Source organism: Oxalobacter paeniformigenes (assembly GCF_027158465.1).
GTDB lineage: Bacteria > Pseudomonadota > Gammaproteobacteria > Burkholderiales > Burkholderiaceae_D > Oxalobacter > Oxalobacter paeniformigenes.
In genome coordinates, this window is the sequence record NZ_JAMKYL010000001.1 from 174,819 (window position 1) to 190,082 (window position 15,264).

At 54.9% G+C, this 15,264-nt stretch carries 15 protein-coding genes; 8 read left to right on the forward strand and 7 right to left on the reverse strand.

Annotated elements, in window-relative coordinates:
- Positions 1 to 31: 31 nt before the first annotated feature.
- Both leuB and asd read left to right on the forward strand, forming a co-directional pair.
- On the forward strand, positions 32 to 1,099 hold the full coding sequence (gene leuB / locus NAI64_RS00800; protein WP_269296848.1) for a 3-isopropylmalate dehydrogenase: 1,068 nt from the start codon (positions 32 to 34) through the stop codon (positions 1,097 to 1,099).
- A 33-nt stretch (positions 1,100 to 1,132) separates the two neighbouring features.
- A complete protein-coding gene (asd, locus tag NAI64_RS00805; protein WP_269296850.1) occupies positions 1,133 to 2,248 on the forward strand; it encodes an aspartate-semialdehyde dehydrogenase in 1,116 nt (371 codons plus the stop codon).
- A gap of 82 nt (positions 2,249 to 2,330) precedes the next feature.
- On the opposite strand, the gene NAI64_RS00810 is transcribed toward asd, so the two are convergent.
- From NAI64_RS00810 to NAI64_RS00820, 3 genes are read right to left on the reverse strand one after another with little or no spacing between them, the layout of a single operon-like run.
- Positions 2,331 to 3,839, reverse strand: a complete 1,509-nt coding sequence (locus tag NAI64_RS00810; protein WP_269296852.1) for a DHA2 family efflux MFS transporter permease subunit — start codon at positions 3,837 to 3,839, stop codon at positions 2,331 to 2,333.
- A gap of 43 nt (positions 3,840 to 3,882) precedes the next feature.
- Complete coding sequence (locus tag NAI64_RS00815) at positions 3,883 to 4,860, reverse strand: HlyD family secretion protein (protein ID WP_269296854.1); 978 nt, start codon at positions 4,858 to 4,860, stop codon at positions 3,883 to 3,885.
- A 33-nt stretch (positions 4,861 to 4,893) separates the two neighbouring features.
- Positions 4,894 to 6,381 (reverse strand): efflux transporter outer membrane subunit, encoded by a 1,488-nt coding sequence (locus tag NAI64_RS00820; RefSeq protein ID WP_269296855.1) that lies wholly within the window; start codon positions 6,379 to 6,381, stop codon positions 4,894 to 4,896.
- Between the two features lie 91 nt (positions 6,382 to 6,472).
- Here NAI64_RS00820 and NAI64_RS00825 point away from each other — a divergent pair, with 91 nt between their 5' ends.
- Positions 6,473 to 7,150, forward strand: coding sequence for a TetR/AcrR family transcriptional regulator (locus tag NAI64_RS00825; RefSeq protein WP_269296857.1), 678 nt, complete (start codon positions 6,473 to 6,475; stop codon positions 7,148 to 7,150).
- A 106-nt stretch (positions 7,151 to 7,256) separates the two neighbouring features.
- On the opposite strand, the gene NAI64_RS00830 is transcribed toward NAI64_RS00825, so the two are convergent.
- The 4 genes from NAI64_RS00830 to NAI64_RS00845 form a co-directional block, all read right to left on the reverse strand.
- Positions 7,257 to 8,096, reverse strand: coding sequence for a metal ABC transporter permease (locus NAI64_RS00830; RefSeq protein ID WP_269296859.1), 840 nt, complete (start codon positions 8,094 to 8,096; stop codon positions 7,257 to 7,259).
- Complete coding sequence (locus NAI64_RS00835; RefSeq protein ID WP_269296860.1) at positions 8,077 to 8,796, reverse strand: metal ABC transporter ATP-binding protein; 720 nt, start codon at positions 8,794 to 8,796, stop codon at positions 8,077 to 8,079. Before NAI64_RS00835 ends, NAI64_RS00830 begins: the two co-directional genes overlap by 20 nt.
- A 24-nt stretch (positions 8,797 to 8,820) precedes the next feature.
- Positions 8,821 to 9,765, reverse strand: coding sequence for a metal ABC transporter substrate-binding protein (locus NAI64_RS00840; protein WP_269296862.1), 945 nt, complete (start codon positions 9,763 to 9,765; stop codon positions 8,821 to 8,823).
- Positions 9,766 to 9,892: 127 nt separating this feature from the next.
- Positions 9,893 to 10,357 carry a Fur family transcriptional regulator gene (locus tag NAI64_RS00845; protein WP_269296864.1) on the reverse strand — a complete coding sequence of 155 codons (465 nt, stop codon included), beginning with the start codon at positions 10,355 to 10,357 and terminating at the stop codon, positions 9,893 to 9,895.
- A 220-nt stretch (positions 10,358 to 10,577) separates the two neighbouring features.
- Between NAI64_RS00845 and truA the strand changes: the two genes are divergently transcribed.
- The 5 genes from truA to accD all read left to right on the forward strand — a co-directional run bounded on the left by truA (position 10,578) and on the right by accD (position 15,221).
- On the forward strand, positions 10,578 to 11,363 hold the full coding sequence (gene truA / locus NAI64_RS00850; RefSeq protein WP_269296866.1) for a tRNA pseudouridine(38-40) synthase TruA: 786 nt from the start codon (positions 10,578 to 10,580) through the stop codon (positions 11,361 to 11,363).
- Positions 11,364 to 11,402: 39 nt separating this feature from the next.
- Positions 11,403 to 12,068, forward strand: coding sequence for a phosphoribosylanthranilate isomerase (locus NAI64_RS00855; RefSeq protein ID WP_269296868.1), 666 nt, complete (start codon positions 11,403 to 11,405; stop codon positions 12,066 to 12,068).
- Between the two features lie 68 nt (positions 12,069 to 12,136).
- Positions 12,137 to 13,381 carry a tryptophan synthase subunit beta gene (gene trpB, locus NAI64_RS00860; RefSeq protein ID WP_269296870.1) on the forward strand — a complete coding sequence of 415 codons (1,245 nt, stop codon included), beginning with the start codon at positions 12,137 to 12,139 and terminating at the stop codon, positions 13,379 to 13,381.
- A gap of 55 nt (positions 13,382 to 13,436) precedes the next feature.
- Entirely contained in the window at positions 13,437 to 14,234 is a 798-nt protein-coding gene (gene trpA / locus NAI64_RS00865; RefSeq protein WP_269296872.1) for a tryptophan synthase subunit alpha, read from the forward strand.
- 117 nt (positions 14,235 to 14,351) lie between these two features.
- The gene (gene accD, locus NAI64_RS00870; protein ID WP_269296874.1) at positions 14,352 to 15,221 is read left to right on the forward strand and encodes an acetyl-CoA carboxylase, carboxyltransferase subunit beta; all 870 of its coding nucleotides are present in this window, start codon (positions 14,352 to 14,354) and stop codon (positions 15,219 to 15,221) included.
- The last annotated feature ends 43 nt before the right edge of the window (positions 15,222 to 15,264 follow it).

The following is a 15,264-nucleotide window of genomic DNA, read 5'->3' on the forward strand; positions in this document are numbered from 1 at the left end:
GCGGCATGTGCCGACAAGAGAGAGGATAAACGTGAAGATTGCAATTTTGCCGGGTGACGGTATCGGCCCGGAAATCATGAATGAAGCCGTTCGGGTTCTGAATGCGCTGGGTGAAAATTTCGAAATGGAATGGGCGGACGTCGGCGGTGCCGGATATGCGGCACATGGTCATCCGCTGCCGGAAAGTACGCTCAAACTGGCGAAAGAAGCCGATGCGATTCTGTTCGGTGCGGTCGGCGATTTCAAATACGATACGCTGGAACGTGCCTTGCGTCCTGAACAGGCGATTCTGGGTTTGCGCAAGAATCTCAAACTGTTTGCCAATCTCCGTCCTGCCATTCTGTATCCGGAACTGGCAGGCGCTTCCACACTGAAACCGGAAGTTGTTTCGGGACTTGATCTTCTGATCGTCCGTGAACTGACGGGGGATATTTATTTCGGTCAGCCGCGCGGCCACCGCGAAGCACCGGACGGCCCGTTCAAGGGTGCACGTGAAGGCTTCGATACGATGCGTTATTCCGAACCGGAAATCCGTCGTATCGCCCATGTCGGTTTCCAGACCGCACAGAAACGCAGCAAACGTCTGACTTCCGTGGACAAGGCCAATGTGCTGGAAACGTCCCAGCTCTGGCGTGAGATCGTGATCGATGTGTCGAAGGAATATCCGGACGTCAAACTCGATCATATGTATGTGGATAATGCCGCCATGCAGCTGGTCCGTGCGCCGAAGGAACTCGACGTCATTCTGACCGGCAACATTTTCGGCGACATTTTGTCGGATGCAGCCGCCATGCTGACAGGATCCATCGGCATGTTGCCGTCTGCTTCGCTGGATGAAAACAACAAGGGGCTGTATGAACCGTCACATGGTTCCGCTCCGGATATCGCCGGCAAGGGTATCGCCAATCCGCTGGCGCAAATCCTGTCTGCCGCCATGATGCTGCGTTATTCGCTGAATATGGGCGAACAGGCGGATCGTATCGAAAAAGCGGTCAAGAAAGTGCTGGCTGACGGTCTGCGTACCGGCGACATTTACGAAGCGGGTACCAAACGCGTCGGTACGAAGGAAATGGGAGATGCCGTTGTCGCGGCACTGTAAGACACGCGCAAGTGACAGAATCGGGTGAATGAGATGAAACGGGTAGGATTGATTGGCTGGCGCGGCATGGTCGGTTCCGTGCTGATGCAGCGCATGCAGGAGGAAAACGATTTCGGTTTGTTCGAGCCGGTTTTCTTTACGACATCCAACGTCGGCGGCAAGGCTCCGGCGATGGCGAAAAACGAAACGGTGCTGAAAGATGCGTTCAGCACGGATGAACTGAAGACGTGCGATATCCTGATTTCCTGCCAGGGTGGCGACTATACGGCCGACATGTTTCCGAAGCTGCGTGCAGCAGGCTGGAACGGTTACTGGATCGATGCCGCTTCCAAATTGCGGATGAACGACGACGCCATCATCATTCTCGACCCGGTCAACCGCAAGGTGATCGACGAGGCGCTGGCAAAGGGCATCAAAAACTTCATCGGCGGCAATTGTACGGTTTCGTGCATGCTGATGGGGTTGGGCGGCCTGTTTGCCAACGATCTGGTCGAATGGATGACTTCCATGACTTATCAGGCGGCATCCGGTGGCGGTGCGCAGCATATGCGTGAATTGCTGACGCAGTTCGGCTCGATTCATACCGAAGTCAGAATGAATCTGGAAGATCCTGCATCTGCCATTCTGGAAATCGACCGTCAGGTACTGGCACGCCAGCGCGGCATGACAGCGGATGAAACGAAACAGTTCGGTGTTCCGCTGGCAGGCAACCTGATTCCCTGGATCGATACCGATCTGGGTAACGGCATGTCGCGCGAGGAATGGAAAGGCGGTGCGGAAACGAACAAGATTCTGGGCAAGGATGACGGCAACCGGATCGTGGTCGACGGGCTGTGTGTCCGGATCGGTGCGATGCGTTGCCATTCCCAGGCATTGACCATCAAGCTGAAAAAGGATGTGCCGCTTGACGAAATCGAGGATATGATCAGAAGCCACAATCCATGGGCGAAGGTCGTTCCCAATACCCGTGCCGATTCCATGCGTGATCTGACGCCGGCTGCGGTTTCGGGCAGTCTGACGGTGCCTGTGGGCCGTTTGCGCAAGCTGGGCATGGGGGGCGAATACCTGTCTGCCTTTACGGTCGGCGACCAGTTGTTGTGGGGCGCCGCCGAACCGTTGCGCCGCATGTTGCGTATCATTCTGGAATGAAAGGCGGCAACCGGTAACGATTTTGTCGTCAGTGAAACAAAAACGGGCAGGTTATCCTGCCCGTTTTTGATGTCCGCACGAATTAAAGTTTTTTGGTACTGGGACCCAGCCAGATGGCGAAGGCGGCGATGGCGAAGGCGACGCTGCTGTAGAGCATGATGTCGTTGGTCGCCAGCATGACACTTTGGCTGGTCGTAAGCTGGTTGATGATGCCACGCGCCATTTCGGTATCGAAACCGGATGCCACCAGTTCCCTGAAAATGTTGCCGGTTGAATCGAGCAGGACGGACAGCTGTTCATGCTTGTAGTTCGTCTGGTTTTCCCAGACGGTATTGACCAGCGAGGTCGCGAAAGCACCCGAGATGGTACGCAGGAAATTCATCAGCCCGGCTGCAGATTCCATTTCTTCGGGTTTGACGCTCATCATGGCTTGTGCCGATATCGGGATCATGAAAAACGGCATGCCGATGCCCATGACGAGCAAGGGCATGGCGATGGTCCAGTAATCCACGTCGGTATTGAGAAAGCTGCGGATGAATGTGACACCTCCCATCCACAAAACGCCGCCGAAGACCAGTTTGCGTCCATCTATTCTGCTGGAAAGCGATGTGACGAGAGGCGAGATGACGAGCGCCGAAACACCGGTCCATACGGTTGCCAGTCCTGCCCATGTAGCGGTATAGCCCATATTGGTTTGCAACCATAGCGGTGTCAGGACATTGATGCCGAAAAAGGCGCCGAATCCCAGTGTCAGTGTCAATACGCTTGCGGAAAAACCGCGGTGCCGGAAAACGGTCAGATCCACGATAGGGTCTTTTTTCTGTGTGATTTCCCAGATCATGAAGGCGGCGAATCCGATGGCTGCGATAATCGCCAGCGTGATGATGTAGTTGGATGCGAACCAGTCCTTGTCCTTGCCTTCGTCCATCATGATTTGCAAGGCACTGACCCAGATGATCAACAGGAGCAGACCGACTTTGTCGATGGGGTGTTTTTGCAAGTCTTCACGGTGATTGTGGAAAATGACGAAGAGGAATGACCCGCAAATGATGGCGATCGGTACATTGATGTAGAAAATCCATGGCCAGCTGTATTCGTCGCAAAGCCATCCCCCCAGAATAGGGCCGATGACAGGCGCGACAAGGGTCGTCGTGGACCACAAGCCGTTGGCCACTGTCGCCTTGTCTTTAGGAAAAATACGTAACAGCAACGTCAGCGACAACGGCATGAGCGGACCGCCTGCAAATCCTTGCAAGACGCGGGCGAAAATCAGAAAGCTCAGGGAATGGGCCAGCCCGCACAGCGCTGAACCGATGCCGAATGAAACAAGCGCATAACAGAAGACACGCGTGGCGCCGAAACGTTTGGACAGCCAGCCGGTAAGCGGGACGGTGATGGCCTCGGCCACGGCATAGGAGGTAATGACCCATGTGCCCTGGCTGTTGCTGGCGCCCAGACCGCCGGCGATATGGGCGACGGATACGTTGGCGATTGTCGAGTCCAGAATGGCGACGAAGTTGCCTGCGGTCAGTACCAGAGCCGTTATCCAGAGCATCGGTCCCTGAAAGGCGGTGTGTGATTCCTGCTTCATGATCGGGTATTCGAAGAGATACGTTGAACAAGATATTTGCGAATCACTCGTGTTGCTTTCCGCTGGCTGTATCGACCGTCACGGTCATGGAGAGTCCGACCTGCAAGGGGTTGGCTTTCAGTTCTTCCGGATCAAGCCGGATACGGATGGGAAGACGCTGGACAACCTTGATCCAGTTGCCGGTCGCGTTTTGCGCCGGGATCAGGGCGAAGGCGGAACCGGTACCGCCGGAAAATCCATCCACGACGCCGTGATATACAACTGAAGATCCGTGGATGTCGGAAACCACTTCCGCACTCTGTCCCGTCCGGACATGGGTGAGCTGCCCTTCCTTGAAGTTGGCATCCACGTGGATGTCCTGAATCGGAACGACGGCCATCAGCGGGATACCCGCCTGGACTTTCTGGCCGACCTGAACGGTTCGCTTGGAAATGACGCCGTCGACCGGTGCGCGCAAAACGGTACGAGACAGATCGACTCGTGCCTGTTCGGCTCGTGCCTGTGCCTGTGCGATGGCGGCTTTGGCCTGATCGATGTGAGCGTTGGCCGATTCATAGGCGTTTTGCGCAGCCGTCAGTTCGTCTCCCGATACGGAACCGGAAGCGATCAGCGCTTTTCTGCGTTGCAGATCGATTTTCGCTTTTTTCAGGTCTGCCTGTGCGGCGGCAAGCTGGGCATGCGCCTGACTTTCGTCAGCAATGGCCTGATTCAGTGCCAGTCGTGCATCGATTTCGTCGATGACGACCAGAATGTCGCCTGCCTTGACTTCCTGGGTATCCACGACGTTGACGGCTTGTATCGTACCGGAGACGGAAGGTGTGACTTGTGCCACTTCGGTCGCAGTATAGGCATTGTCGGTCGAGACGAAACGCGAGGCATACAGGTACCAGTAGGCGCCGTAGCCGATGGCGCTTGCGATGATGACAGCGAAAAGTCCGATGAAAAGCCGTTTGCGCCGGGTATGGTTTTTGTCTGGCGCAGGATGTTCTTCCGGGGTGATGGTGTTTGTCTGATTGCTCATGGGTGTTCCTTGTCAGTCCTTGTGACGTTGCCTTCAGTTTTCGGTGACTGGATGACCGGTATCGGCCGATGCCGGCATGTTGTAGCCTCCGCCGAGTGCCTTGATGAGCGCCACGTCGTAGGTGAATATTCTGGATTGCAGATCTTTTTCTGTACGAGAGGTTTCAAGCCAGGTTTCCTCTGCCGCCAGCACTTCGAGATAGTTGGCCAGGCCGCCGCGGTAACGGTCGCTGATGATGCGATGCGCTTCACGGGCAGAGGCGACGGCCGTGCGGATTTTTTCAAGTTGCCGGATCAGCTGCTTCTGGTTCAGTATGGCGTCTCCGACTTCCTGCAAGGCTACGGAAACGGTCTGGTTGTAAATGCCGACAGCTTCATCCCGTCCGGCTCTGGCTTCTTCAAGCTCTGCGCTTAAGCGTCCGCCGGTGAAAATCGGCAAGGAAATGGCAGGACCGATACCGCCGAAGTCGGAACCGGATTTCAGTATCTTGTCGAATCCGAGTGCCTGGTAGCCGAGAAAGGCCGAAAGATTGACATTCGGATAGAACTCGGCTTTCTGTTTTTCGATCATGCTTGTTGCGGCCTCGACTTGCAGACGTGCAGCGACAATATCGGGACGACGTCCCAGCAAATTCAGCGGCAATTCGGCAGGAACGGCATAATTCGCCGTCAGATGCAGTTGCGGTCTTGTGATCGACAACCCTCTGTCGGGACCTGCCCCCACGAGCGCAGCCAGTTTGTTGCGTTGCAATCCGATCTGCTTGTCCAGCGAGAGGACTTCTTCCTCGGTACGTGCCAAAAGCGATTTGGCATGTTCGACGCTGGCGAGATTTTCCAGCCCGTGCCGGTTGCGTTCCGTAAACAGCTCCAGGTTTTTTTTCTGGACACTTGCAATGGCGTTGACCGTATCGAGTGTGTCGTACAGGCGTGCCAGTTCGCCGTATTCCGAAGCGATGGAAGCCGACAGAAGCAGGCGTGCCTGTGCCGCATCGGCGGCAGCCGCTTCACGGGCTGATGTGGCCGCCATCAAGGCAGCACGGTTTTTGCCCCAGAAATCCAGTTCCCAGCTGAAATTCAAGGCCATCGAACCGTATCCATGCGTACCGCGTGGTGTCAGATCGGGAGGGAGGTCATAGTTGTAGCTCAGTTTCTGGACAGTGGCCGAGGCATCCATACTGACTTGCGGCTGCAGAATCGCGCCGGCCTGCTTCGCGATAGCGACGGCTTGCCGGAAGCGCGCTTCCGCGATCGTCATGGATGGTGCATGAACCAGCGCTTCTCCGATCAGCGTATCGAGCTGTGGATCGTTGTAGGACGTCCACCATTTTTCGTCGGGCCAGTCGCGTTCGGGCCCTGCAAGGGATTGTGAAGTTTCGTATTGTTCGACCGGTTTCATTTCCGGTGAGGTGCCTTTGGGTGGAATCGGGGCGCAACCACACAGAAATGCGACAAGACACGCAGGAAACAGATATGAAATCCGTGTGACGTGCCGGTATGTGCGAAAATAGGAAAGCAGGATCATAAATTCATTCGTTAAAACTGTACAGCTCGGTGCAATTATCGAGCGGGCGTTCCGCGTTGTCAATAAAAACGATACAGGTTGGTACAGAAAAATGAGAAGAAAGACCGAAATGAAACGCAATGCCATTTTGAGAGTGGCACATGAGGTGTTTTGTGAAATGGGGTATGAAAAGACCTCGATGAATGAAATCGCTGCGCGTCTCGGTGGTTCGAAAACGACGTTATATGGTTATTTCCCTTCCAAAAAACTGCTTTTTCAGGAAGTAATGAGTGCTGCGGCGAATCGTAACCGCGACGAAATCGTCACGTATCTGGACCAGTCGGTCGAGGTGATTCCGGAGGGGTACAGGCACCGGATGGAAGCGGTGTTTTCCGAAGTGGAAAATTCTCCGATGGATATTGCAGCGATCCTGAAAAATTTCGGTGAGAAGTTCATGTCGATGATTTGTCTGCCGGAGTTCCAGGAGTTGTATCGTCTTGCTGTCGAGGAATCGGGGCGTTCTCAAACGGGGAGTGTGTTTTACGAAATCGGGCCATTGACCGGGCGCAAGCGGATCGCCGCTTTTCTGGAATTGTTCATGAAGCGTGGCCAGTTGCGTCAGGCCGATGCCGATGTCGCAGCCGCACAGTTGTTCGCGTTGCTGAGGGCGGAATTGTTTGAACGTTATCTTTTCCGTTATGGCGAACCGTTCGATACGGATACGTTCCGGCAGAAAATCGGAGCCGCAGTCGATGCTTTTCTGATGATTTACCGTGCGGACAAACCTTGAAGGTCATATCGGCATGCGGTATATGCGTTATCGCATGGTCATGTCGTGACAAGATGTCGTATTGCGCTGTGTGATAAAAGGTGCGATGCGACTGGCGGTATCGCTATTATCCCCTTTTGCCGGACAGACCTGTCCGGATGAGCAGGCTCGCCAGCCAGTACAGCCCAAAGGCCGCCATATGGCACAAAACGATGCTGGCGCCGGTAGGTGTCGCATAACAGTAGGAAATCATGATGCCGATCCACAGGCATGCCACGGAAATCATGGCGGCATGGATGATGACGGAACGGAATGTGCGGCACAGTCGCATGGAAGTCAGGGCAGGGAAAACGATCAGGCTGGAAATCAGCAACGCACCCATCATCCGCATGCCCAGTACGATGATCAGGGCGGACATAAGAGCGATGAGCATGTTGAACAGCCCCGAACGGGTTCCTGTGGCGCGTGCGAATGTTTCGTCGAAGGTGATGGCGAAAATCCGGTTGTACAATACGACGAACAGTAGCAGTACGACGGCGGACAGGACAAGGCTGAGGTTCACATCCGAAGACGACATGCCGAGGATGCTGCCGAAAAGGTAATTGTTGACGTCGGTATTCATGCCGGTGGTCATCGAGACGATCATGACACCGGTCGCCAGTGCACCGGTCGATATGAGAGCGATGGCGGCGTCTCCCTTGATTTTGCTGTTGGCGCTCAGACGCAGCAGCAGAAAGGATGCGGTGACGACGACGGGAATGGCTATCGTCAGCGGTGCGGCGTTCATGGCGGTCGCCAGCGCGAGCGCTCCGAAGCCGACGTGGGAAAGGCCGTCACCAATCATGGAATAGCGTTTCAGTACCAGACTGACACCGAGCAGCGAGGCGCACAAAGCCACGACGGTACCGACGATCAGGGCGCGCACCATGAATGGATAGGAAAGCATGTCATGCAGAAAGCCGACCATATATGTTTCCTCCGGTGAAGATACGGCCGATGTCACTGTGGATATAGTCACCGGTCGTTCCGAAAAACAATTGGGTATGCTGCAGATGCAGGATATGCCGTGCGTATTTCAGGGTGGCGGCGATATCATGGGTGACCATAATGACGGTCATGCCGTCCTGATTGATGGACTGTATCAGTTCGTAGAGTTCCTGTGAAACGACGGGGTCGAGACCGGCTGCCGGTTCGTCAAGCAGAATCGCCTTTTTCGCGGCGCACAGGGCGCGTGCCAGCAGGACACGTTGTTGCTGACCGCCTGAAAGTTCGGCATAGCAGCGGTTTCTGAGATGGGCGATGCCAAGCCGTTCCATGTTTTTTTGGGCAAGACGTTTTTCGTCGGCACGGTAAAAAGGCAGCCATCCGAGCCGGTTCAGACAGCCTGAAAGTACGACTTCGTGCACACTGGCCGGGAAGTCTTTCTGGATTGGGTTTTGCTGCGGAAGATAACCTATTTCGCTGGCGATGAAACCGTCTGCCATGCGGATGGTACCCCCTGACGGCCGAATCAGGTTCAACAGTCCCTTGACCAGTGTGCTTTTCCCGGCACCGTTTTCACCGGCGATACAAAGGTAGTCGCCGGTTGTCACCGTGAAGTTGAGGTCTTTCACGGCGACGGTTCCGTTGTAGGCGAAAGACACGTTCTGGCAGGTAATCAGATTCATTTTTTGTCGTGCGGTACTATTTTGTCAGTACAGTGCGGTTTTCAGACTGTCGATGTTTTTCTGCATCAGGCCCAGTACGGTTTCTCCCGCTTCAAGCTGGTCGCGGGTCAGGTTGTGGTAAGAGTACAGGGTCATTTTCCGCGCGCCGGTCGCGTCGCTGATGGCGTCGGCGATTTTCCCGTTTGAAAATTCGATGGTGAATACGACGGGAATATGTTCTTTTTTCGCGCGGTCGATCAAAAAGGCGAGTGTGGCGGCACTGGCTTCGGTTTCCACGGAGCAGCCGGTGAATGCGGCATAATATTTCAGACCGTATTCATCGGCGAAGTAGCGGAACGGAAATCGGTCGCCGAAAAGCAGGGTTTTGCGTTTGGCATGGCCGATGACGTCACGGAATGTGGCGTCCATTTGCTGAAGTTGTCCGACATAACGTTGCCTGTTCTGTTCGTACAAAGTGGCATTGTCGGGATCTTTTTCCGACATGGCCGCGGCTATCCGGTCAACGATTGCGATGGCGTTTTTCGGTGATGTCCAGACATGTTCGTCGATATCGTGCCGGTGGCCGTCATGACCGTGTTCCATGCCGTTTGCGGTTTCTTCTTCAACGGTTTTGACGGTATCGAGCAGTTTGATGGTGGCGGGTTTTTTTTCGCCCATGGAGTTCAGGATATTTTCTACCCATGCGTCATTTTCGCCACCGGTATAGATGAACAGGTCGCTGTTCTGGATGGACTGGATATCCCGTGGCGACGGCTCGTAGGAATGGCTTTCCATGCCGGGTTTGAGCAGCATGGTGATATCGGCCTTGCCGCCGGCTATTTCCCTGGCGAAGTCGTATTGCGGGAAAATGGTGGTCACGATGCGCAACCGGTTTGTTGCGGCAGGCGTTTCCTGTGTGCGGGAATTGCATGCCGTCAGACAGGAGATGGCCAGCACGGTTATGGCCAGAAATGAAAATAGGCGTTTCATCGACAGGATCTCGTATGTTGTTGGCATGCGGCGTTGTGGCATGCTCTGGTAAACGGTGGCAATAAAACAGATAGGGATTGCATGCTGTGAAAACATGTGACCATGATCTTATCCGGATGAACAGGCGCTAGCGGTGCGACGGGTTTTTGCACTGGTCGCACTGACCGTAAAAAACCGTTCGCATCGTATTGATGTCGAACCCGTGTTTCTGGCGCATATGGTTGTGTATCTGGTTCAGCTCGTCGCAATGTACATGGATCAGCTTGCCGCACGATTCGCATTTGAGATGAAAACATGGGGAGGTGTGATCCTCGACATGGGGGCCGACATATTCGAAACAGGCGGCGTCGGCCTTGTCCAGAAGGTACTGGTTGACCAGCCCTTCATCGACCATCCGTTCGAGATGACGGTAAATGGTGGAAATACCGATCGTCATGCCGAGTTGCCGGAAATGGTGATGGATGTCGCTGGCTGTGACATGCCTTCCCTGTGCTGATTCCAGAAAGGAAAGTAGTGCCTTGCGATGTCTGGTCTGATATGACGTGGAACGGCCCAAGATGATTTCCTGCATGAATCCGAAAACTGTTTTCATATTCTATTCCTGGCAAAATGAAACTTCAATATGAAAATGATTCCTGTTTTCATATTGAAGTGGTGTCGGGTGACGTTTGATGTACCGGTGAAGGCTATGGTGGGTGGGGGTTATGGCAGGTTGCAGGTGTCCGGTATCAGTCCGGAAAACGGAGTGTCGCGGATGCCCGGGATTTGTACGGTAAAATAGGGGCCTTCCGGAATGGATCGGACAGGATGAAATGAAACGGATTGCTTTGGGTATCGAATATGACGGCACCGACTGGCGCGGCTGGCAGACGCAGCCGGACGGCATGACGGTACAGGATCGGCTGGAAGCGGCGATCAGGCAGTTTGCACAGACTGAAATCGCGACGACGTGTGCCGGACGGACCGATGCGGGGGTGCATGCCACGGAACAGGTCGTACATCTCGATACAGAGCTGGAGCGCTTGCCGGTGTCTTGGGTGCGCGGGATCAATTCCTATTTGCCGTCGTCCATCGCGGTGCGCTGGGCGTGCGAAGTGCCGGGCGGCAAGGACGGTTTTCATGCCCGTTCCAGCGCGGTGGCGCGCCGGTATCGTTATCTGATATACAACAGTCCGGTTCGTTCGCCGCTGTGGAAGAACCGTGCGGGCTGGGTTTTCAGGCCGCTTGATCTGGACAAAATGCGGCAGGGGGCGGCCTTTTTGCTAGGGGAACACGATTTCTCGGCATTTCGTGCAGCGGAATGCCAGTCGATCACGCCGGTGAAGACGATGCATGATATTTCCATTGCACGTCAGGGAAATCTGATTGTGTTCACGTTCGAGGCGAATGCCTTTTTGCATCATATGATCCGCAATATCGTCGGTTCCCTGATTGTGGTCGGCAAGCAGAACCAGCCGCCGCAGTGGATGAAAATCCTGCTGGAAAGCCGGAACCGGTCGCTGGCAGCACCGACTTTCGCGCCGGACGGGCTGTATCTGTCACGGGTGTTTTATGACAGCAAGTGGGGGTTGCCGCAGAGGGATGATGTTTTTCCCTGATAGCGGTTTGCAGGATGTTTCTTCATTGCATACTGAATCATGACTTATCGTACGCGAATCAAGATTTGCGGTCTGACACGCGAGGAAGATGTCAAGGCTGTCGTTTGTGCCGGTGCGGACGCGCTCGGGTTTGTTTTTTATCCGGCCAGTCCGCGTTTCATCACACCGGAGAAAGCTGCTGCCCTCTCGGCGCATGTGCCCGCTTTCGTCTCGACGGTTGGTCTGTTCGTCAATGCGGATTGCCGGGATGTGGAAAAGGCCGCCCGGCTGGCGCATTTGTCGCTGTTGCAATTCCATGGCGATGAATCGCCGCAGGCCTGTCATGAAGCGGCGTTTGCGGCCGGTTTGCCTTTTATTCGCGTTTTTCGCGTCAAACCGGATACAACGCCCGATGATTTGCTACAATATGAGCGGATTTATCGCAACGCCAGTCCGTTTTTCAAGGGTTTGCTTCTGGATACCTGGACGGATGCCTACGGCGGTGCGGGAAGGGTATTCGATTGGTCTCTCGTGTCAAAAGAAATCGGGCCTCGGGTCGTTTTGAGTGGTGGCTTGAGCGTGCAAAATGTCGCTGGTGCGATTGCGCGGTTGCGCCCGTTTGCCGTTGACGTCAGCAGTGGCGTGGAAGCGGCACGCGGCATCAAGGACGCCGTGAAAATCCATGCTTTCATCCAGGCGGTACGCAAGGCCGATGAAACGGTATAGCAGGATTTTTCGGCACGTTTCCGTTTCGTGCAGGTGGCGATGCCATCGCATTCAAGAGAGATTTATCCATGAATCAGAAAGCATATTGCAGCGCGTCCGATGCGCTGTTCGAGGCATCCGGCTATCATTTGCCGGATGAAAACGGTCATTTCGGCCCCTATGGCGGCATTTTCGTTTCCGAAACACTGATCCACGCGCTGGACGAGCTGAAACAGGCTTATGCGCGTTACAAGCATGATCCCGGTTTTCTGGCGGAATTCCGCTATGAACTGAAACATTTTGTCGGCCGGCCTTCGCCGGTCTATCACGCATCGCGCTGGTCAGAAATGCTCGGCGGCGCGCAAATTTATCTGAAAAGGGAAGACCTCAACCATACCGGTGCCCACAAGATCAATAATGTGATCGGTCAGGCTTTGCTGGCGAAGCGGATGGGCAAGACGAGGATCATCGCCGAGACGGGAGCCGGTCAGCATGGCGTGGCGACGGCGACGATTTGTGCCCGTTTCGGTCTGGAATGTCATGTCTATATGGGTAGCGAGGATGTCGAGCGGCAGGCGCAGAATGTGTACCGGATGAAATTGCTGGGTGCGTCCGTCGTACCGGTCGAGTCCGGTTCGAAAACGCTGAAAGATGCATTGAACGAGGCCATGCGCGATTGGGTTGCCAATGTCGGAACGACGTTTTATATCATCGGCACGGTGGCGGGGCCGCATCCCTATCCGATGATGGTGCGCGATTTCCAGTCGGTGATCGGTGAGGAATGTCTTGTCCAGATGCCGGAACTGACGGGGCGCCAGCCGGATATCGTTGTCGCCTGTGTGGGCGGCGGCTCCAATGCGATGGGTATTTTTTATCCTTATATCGATCGTGCTGAAGTGACGCTCGTCGGTGTCGAGGCAGCCGGCGAAGGTATCGAAACAGGACGGCATGCCGCTTCGCTCAATGGTGGAGCGCCGGGTGTCCTGCATGGCAATCGGACTTATCTGCTTCAGAACGGCGACGGACAGATCATCGATACCTGTTCCGTTTCTGCCGGTCTGGATTATCCGGGCGTCGGACCGGAACATGCATGGCTGAAAGATTCCGGACGGGCGTCGTATGTGCCGGTCACGGATGACGAGGCACTGGCCGCTTTTCATGACTGTTGCCGTATCGAAGGCATTATTCCCGCCCTGGAATCCAGTCATGCGCTGGCTTATGCAGCGAAACTGGCGCCGACGCTGGACAAGGACAAAATCATTCTGGTCAATCTTTCGGGAAGGGGCGACAAGGATATGCATACCGTCGCCTTGCGTGCGGGTATCAGGTGGTAATCCGTATTCCGCCAGAAGAATGAACAGTAACCGGATTTGAAGAACAGGATCGATTATGTCTCGTATACAACAAACACTCGATAATCTGAAAAAACAGAACAGAAAAGGTCTGATTCCTTTCATTACGGCAGGGTTTCCGGAGCCGAAACTGACGGTCTCGCTGATGCATGCACTGGTCGAGGGCGGGGCGGATATCATCGAGCTTGGCGTGCCGTTTTCCGACCCGATGGCCGATGGTCCCGTGATCCAGCATGCATCCGAAGTCGCGCTGGCCAGGGGTATGACGCTGGAGAAAGTGCTCGATATTGTCGAGGCATTCCGCAAGCGTGATGCGTTGACTCCGGTCGTATTGATGGGATATGCCAATCCGATCGAGCGGATGGGGACGGATGTGTTTGTCCGCAAGGCCGCGACAAAAGGGGTGGATGGCGTGCTGGTGGTCGATTATCCGCCGGAAGAAGCGACGGATTTCGCAGCCAGACTCAGGGATGCCGGCATGGATATGATTTTTCTGCTTGCGCCTACCTCGACGGACGAACGTATCCGGAAAGTCGGCAGGATAGCGGGAGGATATCTGTATTATGTTTCCCTGAAAGGAGTGACGGGTTCCGGGAATCTGGATATCGGCGAAGTCACGTCACGCATTGAAAAAATCAGAAAATACGTTACCATTCCGGTTGGCGTCGGTTTCGGCATTCGCGATGCGGCGACAGCCAGAGCGCTCGGTTCCGTGGCGGATGCCGTGGTGATCGGAAGCCGTATCATACAGGAACTGGAAAAAACAGCGCCTGAAAAGGCGGTCGATGCCGTCAGGGCATTCATTGCCGATATCCGAAAGGCACTGGACGAATGACGCCATAAAGGTTATAAAGTCGTCCTGTACAGGGATTGCCTGTCGGTTTTACTGCATGAAAGGACGAAAGCAGGCCATCGTTTTTCAGGACGATGGCCTGTTTAATCAGGAGAATCTATGAGTTGGCTTGACAAGTTGCTGCCCCCGAGAATCCAGCATCAGACGAACCCACGGCGTGTCGTGCCGGAAGGGCTTTGGGTCAAATGCCCATCGTGCGAGGCGGTATTGTACCGGACCGATCTGGAGACGAATTCGCATGTCTGTCCGAAATGCGGCCACCATATGCGTATCCGTGCAAGGGACCGTCTGAATGTATTGCTGGATGAAGAGGGGCGTTACGATGTCGCCCGTACGGTGTTGCCGTATGATTCCCTGAAATTCAAGGACAGCAAAAAATATCCGGATCGTCTGAGTGCCGCCGAAAAAGCCACCGGCGAAACGGATGCCTTGATCGTCGTCGGCGGAAAGATCATGTCGTTGCCGGTCGTCGTGGCCTGTTTCGAGTTCGAGTTCATGGGCGGTTCCATGGGGTCGGTCGTCGGCGAACGGTTCGTGCGCGGTGTCAGGGAAGCGATCGAAAAGAAAGTTCCGTTCATCTGCATTACCGCCAGTGGCGGTGCGCGCATGCAGGAAGGTTTGCTCTCGCTGATGCAAATGGCCAAGACGAATATGATTCTGACCAGACTGGCCGAGGCAGGTTTGCCTTTCGTTTCCGTGTTGACCGATCCGACCATGGGGGGCGTTTCCGCGTCTTTTGCCTTTATGGGCGATGTCGTGCTGGCCGAGCCGAAAGCGCTGGTCGGTTTCGCGGGGCCTCGTGTGATCGAAAATACCGTTCGCGAAAAATTGCCGGAAGGTTTCCAGCGTTCGGAATTCCTGATGAAAAAAGGCGCTATCGACCGGATTGTGGATCGCCGTGAATTGCGCAAGGAACTTTTCGATTTGCTGGCCATGTTGCAGGGCAAATCGCTTGAACAGGCTTCCTGACGGTCTGTATCCCTTATTCCGCAGGCGTCTTTTCAGCAATGGG

Bases quoted from the DNA above. Each gene is read 5' to 3' on its own strand.
- trpB (WP_269296870.1), top strand. From the start codon at position 12,137: ATGAATCAGAAAGCATATTGCAGCGCGTCCGATGCGCTGTTCGAGGCA.
- NAI64_RS00815 (WP_269296854.1), bottom strand. From the start codon at position 4,860: ATGAGCAATCAGACAAACACCATCACCCCGGAAGAACATCCTGCGCCA.
- NAI64_RS00825 (WP_269296857.1), top strand. From the start codon at position 6,473: ATGAGAAGAAAGACCGAAATGAAACGCAATGCCATTTTGAGAGTGGCA.
- NAI64_RS00835 (WP_269296860.1), bottom strand. From the start codon at position 8,796: ATGAATCTGATTACCTGCCAGAACGTGTCTTTCGCCTACAACGGAACC.
- asd (WP_269296850.1), top strand. From the start codon at position 1,133: ATGAAACGGGTAGGATTGATTGGCTGGCGCGGCATGGTCGGTTCCGTG.
- NAI64_RS00810 (WP_269296852.1), bottom strand. From the start codon at position 3,839: ATGAAGCAGGAATCACACACCGCCTTTCAGGGACCGATGCTCTGGATA.
- NAI64_RS00820 (WP_269296855.1), bottom strand. From the start codon at position 6,381: ATGATCCTGCTTTCCTATTTTCGCACATACCGGCACGTCACACGGATT.
- NAI64_RS00855 (WP_269296868.1), top strand. From the start codon at position 11,403: ATGACTTATCGTACGCGAATCAAGATTTGCGGTCTGACACGCGAGGAA.
- accD (WP_269296874.1), top strand. From the start codon at position 14,352: ATGAGTTGGCTTGACAAGTTGCTGCCCCCGAGAATCCAGCATCAGACG.
- truA (WP_269296866.1), top strand. From the start codon at position 10,578: ATGAAACGGATTGCTTTGGGTATCGAATATGACGGCACCGACTGGCGC.
- trpA (WP_269296872.1), top strand. From the start codon at position 13,437: ATGTCTCGTATACAACAAACACTCGATAATCTGAAAAAACAGAACAGA.
- NAI64_RS00830 (WP_269296859.1), bottom strand. From the start codon at position 8,096: ATGGTCGGCTTTCTGCATGACATGCTTTCCTATCCATTCATGGTGCGC.
- NAI64_RS00845 (WP_269296864.1), bottom strand. From the start codon at position 10,357: ATGAAAACAGTTTTCGGATTCATGCAGGAAATCATCTTGGGCCGTTCC.
- NAI64_RS00840 (WP_269296862.1), bottom strand. From the start codon at position 9,765: ATGAAACGCCTATTTTCATTTCTGGCCATAACCGTGCTGGCCATCTCC.